This window comes from Enterococcus sp. AZ179 (genome assembly GCF_050498885.1).
Taxonomy (GTDB): Bacteria; Bacillota; Bacilli; order Lactobacillales; family Enterococcaceae; genus Enterococcus_D; species Enterococcus_D entomosocium.
The window spans coordinates 144396-165009 of sequence record NZ_JBMHEO010000002.1 but is presented as its reverse complement, the minus strand read 5'-3'; the positions used below and the strand labels follow the sequence as shown (position 1 = coordinate 165009).

Sequence of the window (20614 nt, the reverse complement as noted above, 5' to 3'; positions counted from 1 at the left end):
TTTCGTGGGTTATTGTGCTTCTTCAACACAGATCTGCTTATCAGCAACTTTGATAAATGGCAACCAAATCATCGTTGCGATCACGATCAAGACGATTTGTAACAATGCGCCCATGATACTACCAGTGACAAAATAGCCGCTAATGATCGGCGGAGTCGTCCACGGAATTTGCGCAAGCCCAGTTGGGATCGGGACTAGCCCGAAATAAAAAGCAAAGTAAGCGACGATCGTTGTGACGGCATTTGCAAAAACAAAAGGAATGATAAAACTGAAATTCAACATCAACGGTATCCCGAACAACGCTGGTTCACCGATATTGAAAATATAAGGAACACTAGCAATTTTTCCAACCTCTTTGTACTGTTTACTTTTTGCTACGATCAAAATAGCAATGATCGCACCAACGACGCCAATCGAAGCAAAATGATTCCGAAAACTCATACTGATAATATTCGTTGGAATCTCTCCCGCCACTGATGCCACACGATTTTGGTCTTCAAGGACTTGATGGATTGGGTCCATCACTGCTTGAATGATCGAGGTTCCATGAAGGCCAAAAAACCATAGGAATTGCTCGAAAATTTTCACAACGACCATTCCAACTAGGGAGCCACCTAACATAGTTAATGGAATCCCAAGGGTCCCATTGATCAACGTCATGGCATCACTGTTAAATAAGGCTTCGATGATGAGTCGGATGACCCAAATCGTCGTGATGACAAGAAAAGATGGAATCACCGATTCGAATGGACCAGAAACAGCTGGTGGTACCGCTGCTGGCATTTTGATTTTGATTCCTTTACCCTCAATTTTTTTATAAAGAACTGTACTAAAAATACCGACAATAATCGCTAAAAACATCGATTGCGCGCTAACGCGGGTGATATCTAAAAAAGTCCCTGCTTCCATTGCATCCAACGGTGTTAATAGTAAAAAGGAAACAAAAGCAGTTAAGACACATTGCAAAACGTTTGTTTCAAGTTTTTCTGCCAGTGATTTTGCGAGGGAAATGACAACTAGCAAACCACCGATTGCGAGTGTGGCATTGTTGACATAGAGCAATTTCTCTTGCCAGACACTAGCATCTTCTGTTCGCAACACCATAGTAATAAAATCGGTCACTTGTTGGATCGGAAAAAAAGCAATAATTAAAAAGATCGACGCAATAAAGGTGAATGGCATGTAAGCTAACATTGCATCCCTAACTGAAGTAATATAAATATTCCCATTAACTTTACTTGCAAATGGACCAAGGGTACTTTGGATCTTATCCCCTAATGATGGTTTGTCGTGGTTCATGGTGATTCCCCATTTCTTTCGAATTTGCTGGTACTATTGACTATTATTATCATCCGGATTATGATAATTGATAACGCTATCATACAAGTATTATATACTATCTCTACCTGTCTTCAATGACGATACTCTACTATTTCATTGACTATTTTTTACCTAAGGAGAAAGCGATGGATAAACAGAACATTCTGCAGCAGTTACAACAATTGACGACTACCGAAGAAATAGCCCTTAAAAAGACGCAATCTCTTCCATACAATTATGAGGATTTTAAGAAAGTCTACACTGAAAAAAATGAGCCAATCTACCAATATACATTCGAAAAACACCTTTCTCGTCTCATACGAAAACGGCCGCAAGATAGCGGATTTCTTAAGACAAGCCAGCTCTTGATTTTAAAACATGCACGCTTTTCTTCTACGCCACTACATCAGCATGATTTTATCGAAATGAATTATGTTTTTTCTGGAACAGTCACAATTATGATCAATGAGAGAAAAGTGATCCTAAAGGCAGGTGACTTTTGCTTACTAGATACAGGGGTGATCCACCAAATTATCGAAACAAATCAAGACGACATTGTTATTAACTTTTTGATCAGCAAAGAGTACTTTTCCACGCAGATGCTCAGTCGGTTAGCATCCAATAGCATGATCGCCGATTTTGCCATCAATGCGTTATCTGAAAGCCAAAAGCACAATCAATACCTAGTGTTTGAAACGAGTAACAACGACTATTTGATTGATGCGATTTTCGGGGTCTTGGCCCAGTTCTTCATCCCCTCCTTCGGTTCTCATGAGGTCATCCATTCCTATATGATCATTATTTTTTCCGAACTCGTTCGTAACTTCCAGGAAAAGCAACGGATCGAGTCGCAAAACAGCGACCAATTGTACCTCGGAGAAGTGTTGGACTATCTGGAGAAACATTTCGCTACTTGCACACTAGCTTCGGTTGCGGAGGCATTTGGATACAACCCGAGCTATTTGAGTCGCCGTATCAGTCAGCAGCTTGGTCGATCCTTTGTGACGATCCTTCAAGAATTAAAACTCAATCAAGCCAGTTTATTGTTGAGAAACTCTTCCCTACCTGTGGAACAAATCGCACACCAAGTCGGCTATAAAAATGTCTCATTCTTCTATAAGCTGTTTCAAAAGAAGTATCAGTGCTCTCCTCATGCCTACCGTCAAAACTAAACAATACTGCTGCACACCATTTTGTCGACAAAAAAACACTGCTCACTTGATGCTGCTAACGCAGCAATCTCAAATGAGCAGTGTTTTTTAACTAATCAGTTTCAAGCAATTCAGGAATTTACGACGCCGATCCTCGGTGATACAACGTTGTATAATATGGCTGTTCGCTGGTATCGATCGCAATACCGATCCCGAGAAATTGATACTCATCGTTTAGAATCGTTGCCCGATGTCCCTCTGAATTCATTAAACCTTGATGGGCGTAAATACTGCTGGCTTGGCCAAATGCCAAATTCTCCCCTGCAGCAGTGAAGCTGATCCCGTCTTCTTGCATCCGATCAAATGGAGTCGATCCATCTAACCCAATATGGTCAAAATATCGATGTTCTGCCATGTCTTGGCTATGCTTCACGGCAGTCTCACTGGTTGCTTCACTGAATCCAAGGGGCGACAAACCAAATTTCACTCGGGTGGCATTCGTTAATTCAAATAACTGTGTTCGTAAGCCGCTTAAAATGGCGGCTTGATTTTGGCGAAAATCATTCGCATGGCGTGTTTCTAGCGAGCGATTGATGATTTGAATCGCAGTCACTGTATCTTCGGCATGAACATCATAGAAAAAAGTAATCAATTGATCGTCTTGTAAGAACAGATCATAGTCGGCATCGGAATCGATGCGATACCGTCTTGATCCTCGTTGTAGACTTTCTTGGCGCGTACCCATCTGATTACGAACGCTTGCTTTTGAAGACCCGATACCTAGCGTGTCATCGATAAGAATCGTGTCTTGATTCGTATAGATCCCTTGCGCAATATCATGTTCATCGTACATCACCATCATGAAGTTACGAAAATCATCGTGATAGGAAGTCCAGTTCAGTCCATATCGATTCGCTGATTCATTGATCGCTTCTCCAAAGGTTTCTTCGATCACTTGTCGTGATTCATTATATAAATATGTCTGGGCAGGTGTTTCTGCCGATGGCCTGGCTGAAGTGTCTTGTGAAGGAGAAAATTGGGACGAGAGAGATTGAGTGATCTCGTTGAGTCGAGCATCCCAAAATGCTAAGCGCCCGTCTTGCCATGTAATCATCTGGCTTACAAAATAAAGAAGCCCGATGAGAAAAATGCTTTTGATTAAGAATTTTATTTTTTTCATATGACACCTCCGTCAATGAATCATTATGTGTTAGCTGTAGCGCGATCGTTTATCCACTCATTCATCCCTAGATTGGATCGCTGATAACCCGTCCTGCCTTTTCTAAAGACTATCATTCCTTTGGAAAATTGACCAGCTGCAGCATGAAACTTCTTAGATGGTCTATGTCTTTTTAAGCTCCTGTTAAGAAACTTTTTTACTCACGAAAACTTTGCAGCGCCATCGAACGCTCCATCAATGGATTGGCAATTTTAGCTAAGGTATGACGATCGTATTCTTCTGGTCGCTTGATAGTGAGGTAAAGAATAAACTGTGGATCATCCGTTGGATAGATCGAGACCGCCGAATAAATATAATCAAACTCTCCTGTCATGTAACCTTGACCATTCTCATTGGCGATCTGAGCAGTCCCAGTTTTGACAGAAATCTCATGGTTCGTCAGTTGGTATACATCATAAGCGGTGCCATAGCGTTCATCCGTCACTACATCGGTCATGTATTCCAATACAGCATCAGCCGCTGTTTGTGAAATAGGCTGAGAAACGACTTCTGGAAAAACTTGGGTCTCTTCTCCCACTTGCCGAATCAATTGCGGACGAATCATCTCGCCACCATTGGCAAATGCGCTAAATAACTGCATCATCTGCATCTGATTGACCCCAATCGCATGGCCATAAGAACTCATGGCATAATCCACCCGATTTCTTGAAGGTAAGATACCAGGCACCTCACCGGGAAGCTCACTTCCGGTAACTTTCCCTAGTCCAAAATCAGTTAAATACTGCGCCCATGCATCAAAACCGATCCGTTGCTGAAGTCGAACCATCCCAGTGTTGCTTGACCAAGCTAACGCTTGCCGCATCGTCAACTCACCATTTCCTCCTGAGTCGTGGTCGTTGATGACTCGATCTTCAATCTGCATACTCACAGGATTGTAGCGTTCCGTCGGATCAAAAACACCTTCATCAATCGCTGCCGCAACGGTTGCCAGCTTCAAGGTCGAACCTGGTTCATACATCTCTTCCGTAAAAAGATTACGCCAAATAAAGTGCTCATCCGCAATTCCTTCTTGGGTCTCTGGATGAAAACTAGGTCTTTGAGCCATCGTTAAAATCTCCCCAGTTTTCGCATCCATCAATAAAGCCGTCAGATTCTCTGGTCGTGTTTGTTCCATAACCTCATCCATCACTGATTCAGTGAATAACTGCAGATGAGCATCTAATGTCGTCCAAACATCGTTCCCATCTACGCCTTCTTCTACCATTTGATTGGTTGCAGGAACAGGATTCCCTGAAGCATTGACTTGAAAAGACTCTCGCCCATTTTGATTCTTCAAAAAGTCGTTCAGTACATATTCTAATCCAGAAACTCCGACTCGAATTTCATCATCATCTGACGTTGTCCCTATCAAATGTGAAGAAAAGATGCCATTCGGATAGCTGCGACTTGAACGAGCATCGAAATAGATACCATTGATTCCAGCTGCATCAAACGCCGCTTCGATTTGATTTCGAGTGGTCACACTTAGACCACTGCCAACATTACCAAATTCCACTTGAAAGACAGGCGGGTCTATTTGATTCGCACCGTCTGTCAAGATAGACAAAACTTGCTCGTTAGAAATAGGTAAATACTCCGAAAGAATCGTTGCGGTCTCCTCAAAGCGCGCTCTGTCTAAATACATGGGTCGTCCATTATCAATGTAATCCTCAGAAAGAACCGCTCGAACAGTATAGGAAAGAATATCCTGTGCGATCACTGTCCCCTGCCGATCAAAAATTGCCCCTCGACTTGTTTCGATGGATCGTGAACTATAATACAAATTTTCTATTCTTTCAGACAAAGAGACGCCAGCAATCACGCCGACTTGAACAATGTAAATCAAACGTGCAGAAAACCCCATAAAAAGCGCAAGACTGATTATGTATAACCAATGACCGACTAGCTTACGATTTTTCTTCGCTTTTTTCTTTTTGACTATATGATAGTCATACATCGCCAAAGCGCCCCTTTCGATCGAATATACCTCTATAGTATTGGGTATTTGTGATGATCTTGTGAGGGAAAGAACAATTATTTTTCAAAGAGTCATTTTCTTATTAATTCAGCGATTATGCTGTGATATACTTTAAAAAATATAAATTATTTTTAAGGATGTGAATAAAATTGCAAAAAATATTGATTGTCGATGATGACACTCATATGCGTGCCCTAGTGAAAACTTATGCGGAGATCGAAGGGTATCTATGTTTTGAAGCATCAGATGGAAAAGAAACTTTGGAAAAATTAACCAATCATTCATTCGATTTGATTCTCCTAGATGTCATGATGCCGGGAAAAGATGGCTTTCAGACGCTTTCGGAAATCAGAGGTAGCTGTAACACGCCAGTCATCATGATTACCGCTCGAAAGGAAGAGTATGACAAACTCTTTGGCTTCAATCTTGGTGCCGATGATTACATCGCCAAGCCATTTAGCCCTAAAGAGCTGATGGCTCGCATCAAAGCTGTGTTGAAACGAAGTAGTCAATTTCAGTTCGAAAAGATCGTTTATGGCGATCTCGAAGTCAATGTTTTTTCTCATACTGTAACGATCAAAGGGAATCCTCTGCCGCTTACGCCAAAAGAATTCGATCTGCTGGTCTATTTGACAAAAAATAATCATATTGCTTTGAGCCGAGAATCAATTTTAGAAGGTGTCTGGGGCTTCGATTATTTCGGTGATACCAGAACAGTGGATACACACATCAAGTCCTTGCGAGAGCGTCTAGGGGATTACCGAGAGTTGATCCAAACGGTTTGGGGCGTTGGGTATAAATTTGATTATGAAGACTAGTCGGTTAGGTTTTACTTACATCAAAAGTAAATTACTCGTGCGGCTTTGGTCCGCCAATATGCTGCTGGTCGTCATTGGCATTGCTTTTTTATGGACTGTTCAAATTTTGCTCTTTGAACCAAATTATATCAATGTAACAAAAGAATCACTTTTAGAAACAGTTCAGGAAACAGCTGCCGCTGTTGAAGAAATGGCAGTAGATCCAGATGATTTACCAGAAGATCCATTGCTTTTCCTCAGTAAAACGATCGTTGGGACTCTTTTTTTAGTCGACGAGTATGGCGAAATTCTGGCGGCATTTAACAATGGACAACAATTAAACATAGATGGGTTGAGCAACGAATACAGCTGGTTGTTATCTCATGCACCCACTGTCCTTAACGGTGAGAGCCTTAGTGCTGTAGAAGACTTTGAAAAGTCTTCTGCCATTCTTATTGGCGTTCCTACGACTCTTTTCCAACGCCCAGCTGCCCTTTTGCTCTCCAATACGATCACTCAAATCGAAGCGCTTCAAAGCATGAATCGACAGCAACTCTTTCTATTCACCATCATATTAACAATTTTTGCATCAACGATCTCCTTTTTTTTAGCACAGCATTTTATTCGCCCGATCAAAACCATCAAAGAAGCCATCATCCGCTTAACCAACGGAGAGCTTTATTCCGTACCCAAACTAAACCGTGGCGATGAATTAGGTACACTTTCTGAATCTGTTGCGGACTTAAGCACAGAACTTCAGCGAGTAGACGTGTTGCGAAAAGAAGTGATTGCCAATGTTTCTCATGAACTACGATCCCCCCTCGCGTTAATCACGGGTTATGGGGAGATGGTACGTGATGTTTCTGGAAGTGACGAACGCCTTCGAAAAGAACATATGGAACTAATTATCAGCGAAGCCCACCGTATGAGTGCCATGGTTGATGACATCATGGATTTCTCTATCATGCAAGCAGGCTACACACAACTTAAAAATGAAATCTGGAATACATACGAGGTGGTTTCCTCCGTCGTTGCCTACGCAAGAGGGATCGCCAATCAATATGACATCACTGTCGATTTTGAAGCAGATAGTAAGAATGGAATTGCTCTTTTTGATCGCATCAAAATGGAACAGGTTTTGCGTAATTTAATAAACAATGGCATCAACCATACACCTAAAAACGAGCGTCTTTTGATCAAATTAACGAATACATCTACAAGAACAAAAGTTGCTGTCATCAATCCCGGAAAAGATATCCCTCCAGAACAACTCGAACTCATTTGGGAAAGATACCAACGCGTCCAACATCAAGCAGGACATAAAGAAGGAACCGGCATCGGCTTAGCGATCGTGAAAACCATTTTGACTTCTCACGCCTTCGATTATGGCGCTGAGTCGAAAAATGGCGTGACTTCTTTTTGGTTTGTTGTGCCGAGACTAGAAGACCAATGAGAACCACGTTTATACCGTTCATCATAAGTAATGAATGTCTTACTTTCTTTGCACAAAAAAAGCCTTGATTTCTCAAGACTTAATGATTTCTTGTATTTCAGCCATGGATTGGACGGTATGGTCGGCGGATACATCTTTTAAGAGATCTTCTATATCATAAAATATCGTCTTGACACCTGCTCCTTGTCCTGCAAAAACATCCATCGTACGATCGCCGATCATGACGGTCTGATCTTTGTCTAAATGATATTTTTCGACAAGATAAATCAATGAAGTTGGATCAGGTTTACGGGGAAAGTTGTTTTCCGGTCCTACGATCTCAACGATCAGGTCTGCCATCTGTTCTTTTTCTAACAGCTCTTTTGTTGAAACGACATCGCGGTGGGTCAAAATGTAGTTCTTGCCACCAGCAGCAACCACGGCTTCTAATGTTTCTTTGGTTCCTACAAAGGAAAGCGGCAAACGATCATCCAGCGCTTCATTTGCTTTGAATGCTTTAGTGAACTCTTGAAAATCTAAGTTGTATTTTTCAGCAACTTTTTTGGAAGATGAATCTTTCAATATATAATAAATCTCCGCTGGATCTGGATCGAAGCCATACTCCTTCAATGTCTTAATAAAAGCTTTTAACATGATTGGGTAGCTGTCGTAAAGTGTTCCGTCAAAATCCCATATGTAAGATTGGTACATGATATCCCTCGTTTTCTCCCTTTTTCAAATGAATGAAAGTTCCATTCATTTTCTGTAACTCTAAAAAGTTTACCACACTTTGTTTGGTTTGTCTTATTTATCAAGGGATTTCCTCCACAAGAAAAAACGCCATTGACCATACAATCCTTCCGCTTGCACAAACCTACATGCAAGCGAATGTATTGCAGAACAATGAACGTTCCTCCTTACGAAAAAATTACCAGCTCCCAGAAACACCGCCACCGCTGCTGCTTCCTCCGCTAAAACCGCCAAAATCATTCGAAGAACTTTGTGTATCGGCAATGACTTGTTCTTGATGGGACACGTGATTATTCATCATCACAAAGAACAACGCCATATTCATCCCATGCGGGTCATACTCTTGGCGAGCATTATTTAAAACTGCTGCTCGATCAGAAGCATCAAATGAGGATAATTTGTTTGCTAAATCTGGGTGATTTTGATAAACCTGTTTCAAGTCAACTTGGAACAAGGCATCTGTTTTCACTTCCACTATAACATTAGAAACTTCTTTCGGAATGGCTTGTACCATCTCAGGATAGGTCGCTTTTTCCGTCACAAGTTGAGCTAAATAACGCCCCTGCTCATTGCGTCTTCTGATCTCTTCTTTGGCTTGCTTAGCTATTTCTGCTCGATACGCATCTGCTAAAGGCAAATTCTCAGGTAACACCGCATCAGATAAATCATAGTCTGCCATCCGTTCAGACACTTCCCTGTCTAATTGGGCTTCATAGGTTTTTAAGGTGTCATGTTGTGTAAGGATCACCTGACCGAAATGTTTGACCGTGGTTTTTTTCTTCATCAGCAAGTTTGAAAAATAAGAGCCAATTGCTGGATTCGTCAAGGCATGTTGGATAACTAGTTTATCCGCAGTCGACAATCCGGTGATCGAGCTCAATTTCGCTGGCACGTAAGTACTCGTCACATACTGCGTAAATGCTTGTTGACAATCTTTTGCTGTCTGATACTGATGGTAACGCTGATAGTTCTTTCTATTGCTAGCCCATTTCAAGAAATCTTTCTGTTGGAAGTGACTATCTTCTAACAGATGTTTCGGCAACGGCAGGTGCTCTTCAAACCGCCGTTTGGTTTTAAGATGGCGAAAACTGATGAACCCGACAAGGCCTGCAGCTGCTGCCGCTACGACACCACTGACGATTTTTCCAATAGTGAACCACATTTGCTTAGTGGCTTCTGCTTCTTGTGCCTGTTTTTCTGCTAACATTTGATTGCCATCTTGATAAATCGTCCCTAATCCAATCGTTTCATCCGCTTCTTTCATTCGCTGATAGACTTCATTAGAAGCTGCCAATATCGCTGTATCATAATCTTCATCTCGTAATGCGTCTTTGGCATCTTCATCCACTAAATCATCTTCCGATAGCTCACTGAAGACATAGGATAGTCCATCGCCATAACCCAGACGAAACTCACGATCATCAATGGCAAAGAGAAACAATAGTCCATTATTGTCCTCTGGATTTCCTAAACCATATTCATTGAACAGTTCCAAATTACGCTCTTCAATCGATTGCCCATCTAAGGAAGGGATCGTGATCACAGCATATTCTGGCGCGCCAGTCAATGATTGGAACCCCTCTTTATTCAAGGCATCGATCTGTTCGATCGTCTCTTGTGAAAGGACCCCGGCATCATCGCGAACAAATGTCTGTCCAAAGGCAATTGATGGTTGAAGGACAAAAAATCCCATCAAACCAACAAAAACCAACATCCCAAGTTGGAAGATTTTCTTCATTTTACCACCCCTTTTTATCGTGTTATCTTTCATTGTATTCGATTCCAAACAAAAAAACATCCGCCTTAGGAATGAAAAAAATAGTAACAGGACCAAAAAACCTTTAAAAGACAGCATTCTGATTAGTCTTTTAAAGGTCACTTTATCATATTTTCTTACAAAATGAACACGAGCTAGTTTTTAAATGAATGGATCGGTGCGGGAATACGGCCGCCACGCAAAATGAAATCAGTAGACTTCGCAGGATTGGTTTTCATCACTGGCGCCGTCCCTAATAAACCACCAAACTCGATGCGATCGCCGATTTCTTTGCCTTTCGCTGGAATGATTCGGACAGCTGTCGTCTTGTGGTTGATGACACCGATCGCTGCTTCATCCGCGATCATTGCGGCGATCGTCTCAGCCGAAGTATCTCCCGGAATCGCAATCATATCTAAGCCGACAGAGCAGATCGCCGTCATGGCTTCAAGTTTTTCTAAATTCAATAAACCAGCTTCTACTGCTTTAATCATCCCTGCATCTTCAGAAACGGGGATAAAAGCACCCGACAGACCACCAACATGGTTGCAGGCCATTACGCCGCCTTTTTTGACTGCATCATTTAACAATGCCAAAGCAGCTGTCGTTCCGTGGGTACCGACAGATTCTAGGCCCATTTCTTCTAAAATCAATGCCACACTATCGCCAACAGCAGGAGTTGGTGCCAGCGAAAGGTCGACGATCCCAAATGGAACGCTCAAGCGCTCTGAAGCCACGCGCCCGACTAATTGCCCCATCCGCGTGATCTTGAAAGCTGTTTTTTTAACTGTTTCCGCCACGACATCAAAGGACTCGCCTTTGACTTTTTCCAAGGCACGTTTGACGACACCAGGTCCGCTGACACCGACGTTGATTTCCACATCAGCTTCACCGACTCCATGAAAAGCCCCCGCCATAAAGGGATTGTCTTCCACAGCATTGGCAAAAACGACCAGCTTCGCACAGCCCATATCTGATGCTTCGGCAGTCTTCTTGACTGTTTTTCCCATCAGACGCACTGCATCCATGTTGATCCCAGCTTTCGTTGATCCAATATTGACCGACGAACAGACAAAATTGGTTTGTGCCAAGGCTTCTGGAATCGATTCGATCAATGCAAGGTCACCGCCTTGATAGCCTTTTTCTACTAGCGCACTATAGCCGCCGATGAAATTGACCCCGACTTCTTGCGCCGCTCGATCCAATGTCTTCGCAACTTTGATACAGTCTCGAGGTGTCGGCTGGCAAGCTGCTACTACGATCGCTACAGGCGTAACCGAAATCCGCTTGTTTATGATCGGAATACCATACTCACTTTCGATTTCTTCACCAACTTTGACGAGGTCTTTGGCTCTTGTCGTGATTTTTTGAAAAATTTTCTCACAGGTACGATCAATATCGGCGTCGATACAATCCAATAATGAAATCCCCATCGTGATCGTACGAATATCTAAGTTTTCTTCTTCCACCATGCGAATGGTTTCAAGTATTTGATTTGTCTCCATAGTGCCTCCTATAATTTATGCATGGTATCAAAAATCTCTTGATTTTGAATGCTGATTTTCACACCTAATGCCTGACCTATTTGGTGAAGCTCCTCACGAACACCGTCAAAATCCTGATTGGCATCCATGTTTAAAAGCATCATCATCGTGAAGTAATCTTCCATGATCGTTTGGGACACATCTAAAATATTGATTTCTAATTCTGCTAATTTCTGGCTGACACCGGCGATGATCCCAACCTTGTCTTTTCCAATAACGGTTAATACGGCTTTCATATTCTCCCGCCTTTCATTAAATTTTTCTTATTATAGCACAACAAAACCACATTTTCGATGTAACATCAAACGAAAATGTGGTTTATTCTTTAAATGTTCGTTATTACGCCCGTTCAATCAAGTTTGCTTGGCTATCAAACTCATAAATGATCGGCTGTGCGTTAGGAATATCGATCGTATCCATGTCATCTTTGGGCACGTCCTCCAAGTATTTGACTAACGCCCGCAAACTGTTCCCATGACCAGTAATGAGAATATTCTTATGATCTTTAAGTAACGGAACCACCTGATCTTGCCAAAATGGAACCACTCGGGCCACGACCATTCCCAGATTTTCTCCCTTAGGAATCAAGCGAGGATCCAAAGAATCGTAGCGTCGATCGAAATCATTTTCCTCCACATATAAAGGCGGTTCATCATATCCTCGACGCCATTTTTGCACCTGTTCTTTTCCATATTGTGCCACCATCACATCTTTATTGACCCCAACCAGTTGCCCATAATGACGCTCGTTTAAGCGCCATGTTTTGTGTACAGGGACCCAAAGCTGATTGCTAGCTTCCAAAACGGCATCACACGTGATGATCGTTCGTTGAAGCACAGATGCAAAGGCAAAATCAAAAGTAATCCCCATTGCTTTGATCTGTTCCCCTGCTACCCATGCTTGTTGCCGGCCTTTCTCGGTCAGCGAAACATCCAGCCATCCTGTCCAATAATTTTCGAAATTTGCTTCACTTTCTCCGTGTCGAATCAATACGACCTTCATCCTACCGCCTCCTCTTCACTTTTATTATCGCAAGAAATCAAAAAAATGTCTTATGTTTCGTTTTTTTTGGCTTCTTCTGAGACCATTTTCCATTTGTTCATTCAGTGTGGTCACATTTCTTTATTATCGGTTTTTTTCAAAGTGAAAGATCGAATATATATGTTTAGAAAAAAGACGCTGTGCCTTCTTCACATTGCTCTTGGTTGGATTGCAAAAAAATTGAATAAATGGTTTTACGCTCTACAACATTTTTTGACTTTTTTTCTCTGACTTATTGACTTCAACTGATGTTATGCTATGATAGTTTCTATCACTTATATGTATTTTTATACATTTATTAGTTATTATTTGCATTTTTAATAGATGCGCAGAAAAACTTAAAGGGGCGTTTACATGAAAAGGTTTAGTAAGGGTACTGTTTTATTAGGGATCATCACAGCATTGCTGCCGTTTTTCTTTGTCGGACAAGCACATGCAGAAGAAACTGATCCAATCTATGAAAAAGTCAAAGAAAATGGTGTATTAGTCGTGGGTTTATCTGCCGATTATGCACCTTATGAATTCCGTGCCAATGTTGACGGAAAAAATGAAATCGTGGGAATCGATATTTCCATTGCCCAAAAGATTGCAGATGACTTAGGGGTCGATCTGAAAATCGAGGAACTTGGATTTGATGCGTTGTTAGGGGCGTTAAAAACAGGCAAAATTGATGTCGTCATCTCTGGGATGGCTGCTACGGATGAGCGCCGCAAAGAAGTCAATTTCACTGACACCTATATGGAAGTCCAACAAACTGTTCTGGTTCGAGCGGAAGACGCGGATCGTTTCCAATCGACGGCTGATTTTGATGGTGTGGCTGTCGGTGCACAACGACAAACCACCCAAGAAGAGCTGGCAAATACAGAATTGACTGGCGCGACTGTCACCTCTTTGCAAAGGGTGCCTGATTTGATCACCAATCTAAAATCACGCAAGATCGATGCGATCGTGATGGAAGGTCCCGTTGCCGAAGCATATGTGACGGCGAATGATACATTGGCATTAGCCGAAAATGTCACGTTTGAAAACGGTGTGAAGGAGACCGCCATCGCCATCTCGAAAGAAGCGCCAGTTTTACTGGAAAAACTCAATTCCTCCATTGAAACCATCATTAGTAATGATCTTTTAAGCCAATACAAAGAAGATGCCTATCGATTGATGTTTACCGAAGATGGCACGATCGATGAAGAGCAAAGCTTTTGGGAAAAATATCTGCCTTTTTATATCACCGGAACTGGCTATACCATCTTCCTAGCCTTGGTTGGGGTATTATTCGGCTCTATCGGTGGCAGTTTGTTAGCCTTTATGAAGCTTTCTAAATCAAAAGCACTGAAAGTCATTGCCGCTGTCTATATTGAATATGTTCGAGGAACACCTTTGTTAGTACAAATATTTATTGTATACTTTGGAACAGGCGTGTTAGGCTTAGAGCTTTCGAAATTAGCTGCCGGCTGTATTGCCTTAGCACTAAACAGTGCCGCCTATGTGGCAGAAATCATTCGTGCCGGGATCAATGCCGTCAACAAAGGACAGCTGGAAGCCGCTCGTTCATTAGGAATGAATCAGATCCAAGCGATGCGCTTCATCATTTTCCCGCAAGCCATCAAAAACATCTTGCCTGCTCTAGGAAATGAATTTGTCACGGTCATTAAAGAGTCTTCGGTCGTATCGGTGATCGGTGTGTCTGAACTGATTTTCCAAACAGGCGTCGTTCAAGGGGCCAGCTTCAAACCGTTTTTACCATACGTTATCGTATCATTGATCTACTTTGTATTGACCTTCGCCCTCTCACGTCTCTTGGGTGTTGCTGAAAGGAGAATGAAAACTAGTGATTAAAGTTGAAAAATTAGTGAAAACATTTGGCGAGAATACCGTCTTAAAAGAAATCGATCTTGAAGTGACACCTGGTGAAGTCGTTGTGATCATCGGACCATCAGGAAGTGGAAAAAGTACTTTCTTACGCTGCTTGAACCTTCTTGAACAGCCGACCGGCGGGAAAATCACCTTCGAAGGCAATGATTTATTGGCAAAAGGTGTGAAAATCGATCAGATTCGTCAAAAAATGGGAATGGTTTTTCAAAGCTTCAATCTATTCCCTCATAAAACGGTGTTAGAAAATCTGACTATCAGCCCGATCAAAGTCAAACAGCAAGAGCAAGCCGCTGCCGAAGAGACAGCGAAAGGATTGCTGGAGCAAGTTGGCTTAGCTGAAAAAGCGGATAGTTACCCCTCTAGCCTTTCTGGCGGGCAGCAGCAACGGGTCGCTATTGCTAGAGCGTTGGCAATGGATCCTGATGTAATGCTCTTTGACGAACCAACATCGGCTTTGGACCCAGAAATGGTCGGAGAAGTGTTGACGGTCATGCAAGCTTTAGCAGAAAAAGGCATGACGATGGTGGTCGTTACCCACGAAATGGGCTTCGCTAAAGAAGTTGCCGATCGTGTCATCTTTATGGCTGACGGTATCATTCAAGAACAAGGAACACCCGAACAAATCTTTGAGCATCCGCAAAATGCGCGGACACAGGATTTTTTAAGCAAAGTTTTATAGAAATTGGAGATGACAAAATGAACCGTCCGTTGATTGCAGAACGTTTTTTACAACCAGAAGAAAATCTTTTAATGGAGATCGCCACTCTTGCGAAGAAAACCCCAAATTTGATTGATTTGTCGATTGGTGATCCTGATTTGATTACAGATGCGACGATCATTGAAGCAGCTTTTGCTGACGTCAAAGCGGGTCATACAAAATACACCGCTTCAGACGGTAGTGCTGATTTTATCCAAACTGTCGTTGATTTTTATCAAAAGCAATACCAGCTTACTTTTTCTCCTAGCCAAGTACGAGGAACTGTCGGTGCATTGCATGGCATGTACTTAGCTTTGGCTGCCATCATTGATCCTGGTGATGAAGTGATTATTCATGAACCATACTTTTCACCTTATAAACAACAAGTCGAACTAGTCGGTGGTGTGCCGGTCTTTATCCCGACCTTTGAAAAAGATGGCTTTCAAATCGATGTCGAGGTCTTAAAATCCGCCATCACTGAGAAAACTCGGGCGATCATCATCAATTCACCAAACAATCCTACCGGTGCTGTTTTTTCTCCAGAAACTTTTGAAAAAATCGCAGCAGTTGCCATTGACCATGACTTGCTGGTCCTCTCGGATGAAGTCTATGAAGCCTTTTGCTTTGATGATACCTTTGTACCGATGGCAGCCTTCGCACCTGAGAACACCATCACATTCAGCAGTTTCTCAAAAGCCTTTGCCATGACTGGCTGGCGGATCGGCTACATGATCGCACCTGAATCGATCAATCTTACGGCAAAACTGATCAATGAGGCGATCGCCTATTCGGCACCAACCCCTTCACAACGGGCAGGTATTTACGCATTGAATCACTATGATACCCTCGTGCCGCAAGTGGTTGCTGTCTTTAAGGAACGACTGACTTACATTGAACAACGGGTTGCTGAGATCCCATTCCTTTCCTTATCCCCTGTCAAAGGAAGCATGTATGCCTTCATCAACATTGAACAAACAGGGTTGGACTCTGTCAGCTTTGTAGAGAAATTATTAAAAGAAACCAGTGTGCTGATGATCCCTGGGAAAGCCTTTGGAGAAACGACCGGCGATGGCTATGTTCGCTTAGCTGCCACCCAATCGTTGGACTTGTTAAAAGAAGCTTTCGACCGGATTGCCGCGTGCTCATTTGAATAAAGAAAATCCCACTCACTACTAGTGTGTGGGATTTTTATTGTTGATGGACACGACCAACATTTAGCAGCTGTTTCGCTAAATCACAAGTTTCATGTAGAAAAAGGGACAGAAGAATCCGATTTGATTCTTCCATCCCATGACTATCTACTCGTTTTTACTTTTTTGCTTCTTCAAGCAGTTTTGCCATCGCTTCTTTTTGATAAGCTTCTGTCAATTCAGCGATTTTTGCTTTTTGGGCTGCCTCGTCCATAGTTGGATCAGCCATTAATGCAGCTTGCATTTTTTCTTGGACATACGCTTGTCCTTGTGTTTTCATGGTGTCCGCTTGTTCTTTCGCTAAAGAAGCCAGTTTTTTTGCTTGATCCACACTCAAGACTTCCCATGAATCTGGTAATGAGAACGTATTGGTACGGCTGACATATTGGCCATCGTTATCAGCGATTCCGAACAAGAAGCGTGATAGGTCACTTTTATAAACCCAGCGCGTCGTTTTTGTTTCTAATTGAGCTGAATCAGCCCCTGTTTCCACGACATTGGTCACTTTATCAGTACCGGTTTGTTTTGGTTCCTCTTGATCAGTATCCGTTTTATACAGGTAGATTTTTTCCGTACCATCTCCTAATGGCTGATACAATAGTAAATCAAAATTCTCGTTATCGGCACTAGAAACCAGTGCTGTTGTTTTAGCAGTCGTTTCTTTTTCCATTCCAAAATGGTAAGTCAAATTGGCCATCAATGCGACGACACTTGCTACGAAGACTAGACCTAAGACCAATGATAAACCTGTTTGCCGCTTGTTTTTGGCAAAAACATTCAGTACCGCAAACCCTAACACGCTAAGAACGATCAAAAGCAAGATCATTTGTCCGCACCTCCTTCAAGAACCGTCAATCGTGGTTCTTTTTTCTTTAAGGAGAAGGCGATCAAGAATCCTAAGAAGCTAAAGACCGCTGCCACATAAAAAGCGGCATGGTAGCCAGATAAAGTCGCTTCGATTGCTTGTTCTTTGTATGCCAAAGGCGTTGCATCCAGCAAAGAATCACTTGGCAAGTTGCCTTTGGTGACGTTTGTCAAGACACTGATCAAGATAGCCGTACCAATTGAGCTGGCTACTTGACGGAACGTATTGTTTACTGCGGTACCATGACTGATCAGATTACCAGGCAATGCATTCATTCCTGAAGTCGTTACTGGCATCATCACCATTGAGATCCCGAACATCCGAATCCCATAAAGAATGATGATATGCAAAATCGGTGTATCTTTTGTTAAGAAAGCAAATGGTAAGGTTGCGGCGGTCAAGATAAACATCCCGGTGATAGCTAAACGTTTTGCACCATACTTATCAAAGATCGCACCAGTGATCGGCATCATGATCCCCATAATCAACGCACCTGGTAATAACATCAATCCTGAATGGAACGCTGATTCACCACGAATGTTTTGGATATACAATGGGAGAACCATTTCAGCACCGATCATCGCCATATTCGTGACCCCGGAAAGGATCGATGCCAAGGTAAAGGTTGTTGATTTGAACACGCGCAACTCTAAGAAAGGATGCTCGATGTGCAATTGACGCCATGCAAAGAAAGCAATGAAAAAGACACCGGCTGCTAGAAAACCGATTACTTCAATACTGCCCCACCCTTTGTCACCGACACTTGAAAAGCCATAGAGCAATGTACCAAAACCAAGCGTTGATAAAATCGCTGAGAAAAGATCGATTTTCGGATGCGACAATTCAATCACACTCTTCATTAGAAAGAGCGCTAAGACTAAGACTAAAACGACGATAGGAATGACCATTCCGAACAAATAACGCCAGTCATAATGATCAATGATCCAACCAGATAACGTTGGGCCTAAGGCTGGTGCCAACCCAATAACGATTCCAGACATGCCCATAGCTGAACCGCGTTTTTCTGGTGGGAAGATCGACAACATGATATTTTGCAAAAGCGGCATGGAGATCCCTACACCAGCAGCTTGCACTAAGCGGCCAATCAATAATGTAGAAAAGTTCGGTGCTGCAAAACAAGCGATCGTTCCAGCCAGGAAGATGCTCATTGCCGTTAAGTAAAGATTTCTTGAGCTGAACTTGTTGATCAGCCATGCGGTGATCGGGATCATGATCCCATTGACCAGCAAGAAACCGGTGGTTAGCCATTGGACATCAGATGCAGAGATGTCAAAGGCATCCATCAAGGTTGGAAAAGCCGTTGTTAACAATGTTTGGTTCAAAACAGTACAAAACGTACCGATCAGCAAAACCATAACCAGTAAGGAACGATTGTAAGGTTTGCCGTAGATATCTAAAGGACGACTCGTTGACATATTTCACACTCTTTTCAGTATATTTTTCATAAAACCTTCTTTACTTTAAATCTTTCCCTAACATTTGTCAACCTACTTGACATAAAAGTAAAACAAGTTACAATGTTAACAAATACCTTTACAAGAATGGAGTCCGTATGTCTCATCTTTTTCGAAAACTCGTTGATAATGAAAACTTGTTGGTCGGCATCAGCGAACTTAGCCAAATGTGTGATATCTCCCCTCGCCAATTGCGTTATTGGGAACAAAAAGGATTTATTCAATCGGTCCCACAAGAAGAAAATGCCCCACGAAAATACCGACTGCCCACGGTCGTCAAAGTGGAAATGATCAAAACGTTTTTAGATGAAGGCTTTACGTTAGCCAAGGCTGTTGAAAAAGCAGACAAAAAAATCAAGACCGCCCATCATATTCGCAAAGTGTTTTCTGGGGTTTTACAGAATTTAGAAGTCATCAATGAACGGTTTACGATCATCAGTCTGGGACCAGTAGACGAAGACGGAAAAATCCTCCATATCATTCACGATGAAGAAACAGAACGATTGCAATACGAAGTGCTGTCTGCTAATCAAACGATCGATTTTGAGAAGTTCAAGCAATGCACGTCAAAACAAGCGGAATAAAGGATTCCCTATCCTCACCTCCTAATGAAGCAAGCACCCTTGATGACGGTGCTTGCTTCTTTTTTGGTGTTCGCTTTCCTTTTAAAGAAGGTGTCGTTTCATTTACAAGGAAAAAGCCTCATGATATAGTCGAAGGGAGAAACGAACCTTTACAAGAATGGGAAGTGTCATATACATGGAAAAAGAAGTTTTTATCCAACAAATCAAGGACGGAGTGATCGTTTCTTGTCAAGCATTGCCTGGAGAACCCCTATATACCGAAAACGGCGGTGTCATGCCCCTATTGGCAAAAGCAGCTCAAGAAGCTGGTGCTGTTGGCATCCGTGCCAATTCCGTTCGCGATATTCGCGAGATCCAAGCAGCTGTTGATTTGCCGATCATCGGAATCATCAAAAAAGACTATCCACCGGAAGAACCATTTATCACAGCAACCATCAAAGAGGTACACGAATTAGCAGCTTTACATATTGCGGTGATTGCCTTGGACTGCACCTTGCGCAAACGTCATGATGGCTTGACAGTCAATGCCTTTATCAAGCAAATCAAAACTCTTTATCCCCATCAACTACTCATGGCAGATATCGCCACCTATGAGGAAGGCATCAATGCCTTTGAAGCGGGTGTCGATTTTGTTGGTACAACTTTGTCCGGCTACACGGCGAACAGTCCTACCAATGACGAACCGGACTATCAGTTGATCCAGCAATTGGTTGCGGCGAAGGTTCCGGTAATAGCCGAAGGCAAGATCCACACCCCGGAACAAGCAAAAAAAATTCAGGATATGGGTGTGACCGGTATCGTGGTTGGTGGTGCCATCACCCGACCAAAAGAGATCGCCAGTCGATTCGTGCAAGAGCTTCGCAACTGAGTCGTTCATTTCCTAAAATAAGTCTTTCTATGCGCCTTGTGACAGAAGGCGCATTCTTTGTTGTCTTTTTGAGAA

18 protein-coding genes are annotated in these 20614 nt (G+C 42.5%); 8 read left to right on the top strand and 10 right to left on the bottom strand.

Annotated elements, in window-relative coordinates; genetic code table 11:
• Window positions 1-9 precede the first annotated feature (9 nt).
• Window positions 10-1299, bottom strand: coding sequence for a PTS sugar transporter subunit IIC (locus tag IGI88_RS17485; protein WP_016613379.1), 1290 nt, complete (start codon window positions 1297-1299; stop codon window positions 10-12).
• A 167-nt stretch (window positions 1300-1466) separates the two neighbouring features.
• Here IGI88_RS17485 and IGI88_RS17480 point away from each other — a divergent pair, with 167 nt between their 5' ends.
• A complete protein-coding gene (locus IGI88_RS17480; RefSeq protein ID WP_301389365.1) occupies window positions 1467-2492 on the top strand; it encodes an AraC family transcriptional regulator in 1026 nt (341 codons plus the stop codon).
• 118 nt (window positions 2493-2610) lie between these two features.
• Here the strand turns inward: IGI88_RS17480 and IGI88_RS17475 are convergent, their stop codons facing one another.
• Entirely contained in the window at window positions 2611-3651 is a 1041-nt protein-coding gene (locus tag IGI88_RS17475) for a CAP domain-containing protein (RefSeq protein WP_087664190.1), read from the bottom strand.
• A 196-nt stretch (window positions 3652-3847) separates the two neighbouring features.
• Window positions 3848-5647, bottom strand: coding sequence for a penicillin-binding transpeptidase domain-containing protein (locus IGI88_RS17470; protein ID WP_301389364.1), 1800 nt, complete (start codon window positions 5645-5647; stop codon window positions 3848-3850).
• Window positions 5648-5817: 170 nt separating this feature from the next.
• Between IGI88_RS17470 and IGI88_RS17465 the strand changes: the two genes are divergently transcribed.
• Window positions 5818-6486, top strand: a complete 669-nt coding sequence (locus tag IGI88_RS17465) for a response regulator transcription factor (protein ID WP_005236299.1) — start codon at window positions 5818-5820, stop codon at window positions 6484-6486.
• Entirely contained in the window at window positions 6476-7918 is a 1443-nt protein-coding gene (locus IGI88_RS17460) for a sensor histidine kinase (RefSeq protein ID WP_086317345.1), read from the top strand. The genes IGI88_RS17465 and IGI88_RS17460 overlap by 11 nt, the downstream gene beginning before the upstream one ends.
• A gap of 72 nt (window positions 7919-7990) precedes the next feature.
• Here the strand turns inward: IGI88_RS17460 and IGI88_RS17455 are convergent, their stop codons facing one another.
• The 5 genes from IGI88_RS17455 to IGI88_RS17435 form a co-directional block, all read right to left on the bottom strand.
• Window positions 7991-8608 (bottom strand): HAD-IA family hydrolase, encoded by a 618-nt coding sequence (locus tag IGI88_RS17455; protein ID WP_301389363.1) that lies wholly within the window; start codon window positions 8606-8608, stop codon window positions 7991-7993.
• Between the two features lie 217 nt (window positions 8609-8825).
• On the bottom strand, window positions 8826-10418 hold the full coding sequence (locus IGI88_RS17450) for a TPM domain-containing protein (protein ID WP_429960027.1): 1593 nt from the start codon (window positions 10416-10418) through the stop codon (window positions 8826-8828).
• Window positions 10419-10558: 140 nt separating this feature from the next.
• Entirely contained in the window at window positions 10559-11908 is a 1350-nt protein-coding gene (locus IGI88_RS17445) for a PFL family protein (RefSeq protein WP_429960028.1), read from the bottom strand.
• Window positions 11909-11916: 8 nt separating this feature from the next.
• The gene (locus IGI88_RS17440) at window positions 11917-12183 is read right to left on the bottom strand and encodes an ACT domain-containing protein (RefSeq protein WP_005236306.1); all 267 of its coding nucleotides are present in this window, start codon (window positions 12181-12183) and stop codon (window positions 11917-11919) included.
• A 103-nt stretch (window positions 12184-12286) separates the two neighbouring features.
• Window positions 12287-12949, bottom strand: coding sequence for a 2,3-bisphosphoglycerate-dependent phosphoglycerate mutase (locus tag IGI88_RS17435; protein WP_008381373.1), 663 nt, complete (start codon window positions 12947-12949; stop codon window positions 12287-12289).
• A gap of 393 nt (window positions 12950-13342) precedes the next feature.
• Between IGI88_RS17435 and IGI88_RS17430 the strand changes: the two genes are divergently transcribed.
• The 3 genes from IGI88_RS17430 to IGI88_RS17420 are packed head-to-tail and all read left to right on the top strand — an operon-like array spanning window position 13343 to window position 16711.
• On the top strand, window positions 13343-14824 hold the full coding sequence (locus IGI88_RS17430; RefSeq protein ID WP_005236308.1) for an ABC transporter permease subunit: 1482 nt from the start codon (window positions 13343-13345) through the stop codon (window positions 14822-14824).
• Window positions 14817-15539 carry an amino acid ABC transporter ATP-binding protein gene (locus IGI88_RS17425; RefSeq protein WP_005230134.1) on the top strand — a complete coding sequence of 241 codons (723 nt, stop codon included), beginning with the start codon at window positions 14817-14819 and terminating at the stop codon, window positions 15537-15539. Before IGI88_RS17430 ends, IGI88_RS17425 begins: the two co-directional genes overlap by 8 nt.
• Window positions 15540-15556: 17 nt before the next feature.
• A complete protein-coding gene (locus IGI88_RS17420; RefSeq protein ID WP_008381374.1) occupies window positions 15557-16711 on the top strand; it encodes a pyridoxal phosphate-dependent aminotransferase in 1155 nt (384 codons plus the stop codon).
• A 154-nt stretch (window positions 16712-16865) separates the two neighbouring features.
• On the opposite strand, the gene IGI88_RS17415 is transcribed toward IGI88_RS17420, so the two are convergent.
• Window positions 16866-17573, bottom strand: a complete 708-nt coding sequence (locus IGI88_RS17415; protein WP_400450254.1) for a DUF4811 domain-containing protein — start codon at window positions 17571-17573, stop codon at window positions 16866-16868.
• Complete coding sequence (locus IGI88_RS17410) at window positions 17570-19048, bottom strand: MDR family MFS transporter (RefSeq protein WP_005236311.1); 1479 nt, start codon at window positions 19046-19048, stop codon at window positions 17570-17572. Before IGI88_RS17410 ends, IGI88_RS17415 begins: the two co-directional genes overlap by 4 nt.
• Before the next feature lie 137 nt (window positions 19049-19185).
• Here IGI88_RS17410 and IGI88_RS17405 point away from each other — a divergent pair, with 137 nt between their 5' ends.
• Complete coding sequence (locus IGI88_RS17405) at window positions 19186-19671, top strand: MerR family transcriptional regulator (protein WP_005236312.1); 486 nt, start codon at window positions 19186-19188, stop codon at window positions 19669-19671.
• 175 nt (window positions 19672-19846) lie between these two features.
• Window positions 19847-20539, top strand: a complete 693-nt coding sequence (locus tag IGI88_RS17400; protein ID WP_008381380.1) for an N-acetylmannosamine-6-phosphate 2-epimerase — start codon at window positions 19847-19849, stop codon at window positions 20537-20539.
• Window positions 20540-20614 lie beyond the last annotated feature (75 nt).

Bases quoted from the DNA above. Each gene is read 5' to 3' on its own strand.
- IGI88_RS17485 (WP_016613379.1), bottom strand. From the start codon at position 1,299: ATGAACCACGACAAACCATCATTAGGGGATAAGATCCAAAGTACCCTT.
- IGI88_RS17480 (WP_301389365.1), top strand. From the start codon at position 1,467: ATGGATAAACAGAACATTCTGCAGCAGTTACAACAATTGACGACTACC.
- IGI88_RS17475 (WP_087664190.1), bottom strand. From the start codon at position 3,651: ATGAAAAAAATAAAATTCTTAATCAAAAGCATTTTTCTCATCGGGCTT.
- IGI88_RS17470 (WP_301389364.1), bottom strand. From the start codon at position 5,647: ATGTATGACTATCATATAGTCAAAAAGAAAAAAGCGAAGAAAAATCGT.
- IGI88_RS17460 (WP_086317345.1), top strand. From the start codon at position 6,476: ATGAAGACTAGTCGGTTAGGTTTTACTTACATCAAAAGTAAATTACTC.
- IGI88_RS17455 (WP_301389363.1), bottom strand. From the start codon at position 8,608: ATGTACCAATCTTACATATGGGATTTTGACGGAACACTTTACGACAGC.
- IGI88_RS17450 (WP_429960027.1), bottom strand. From the start codon at position 10,418: ATGAAAGATAACACGATAAAAAGGGGTGGTAAAATGAAGAAAATCTTC.
- IGI88_RS17445 (WP_429960028.1), bottom strand. From the start codon at position 11,908: ATGGAGACAAATCAAATACTTGAAACCATTCGCATGGTGGAAGAAGAA.
- IGI88_RS17440 (WP_005236306.1), bottom strand. From the start codon at position 12,183: ATGAAAGCCGTATTAACCGTTATTGGAAAAGACAAGGTTGGGATCATC.
- IGI88_RS17435 (WP_008381373.1), bottom strand. From the start codon at position 12,949: ATGAAGGTCGTATTGATTCGACACGGAGAAAGTGAAGCAAATTTCGAA.
- IGI88_RS17430 (WP_005236308.1), top strand. From the start codon at position 13,343: ATGAAAAGGTTTAGTAAGGGTACTGTTTTATTAGGGATCATCACAGCA.
- IGI88_RS17420 (WP_008381374.1), top strand. From the start codon at position 15,557: ATGAACCGTCCGTTGATTGCAGAACGTTTTTTACAACCAGAAGAAAAT.
- IGI88_RS17415 (WP_400450254.1), bottom strand. From the start codon at position 17,573: ATGATCTTGCTTTTGATCGTTCTTAGCGTGTTAGGGTTTGCGGTACTG.
- IGI88_RS17410 (WP_005236311.1), bottom strand. From the start codon at position 19,048: ATGTCAACGAGTCGTCCTTTAGATATCTACGGCAAACCTTACAATCGT.
- IGI88_RS17405 (WP_005236312.1), top strand. From the start codon at position 19,186: ATGTCTCATCTTTTTCGAAAACTCGTTGATAATGAAAACTTGTTGGTC.
- IGI88_RS17400 (WP_008381380.1), top strand. From the start codon at position 19,847: ATGGAAAAAGAAGTTTTTATCCAACAAATCAAGGACGGAGTGATCGTT.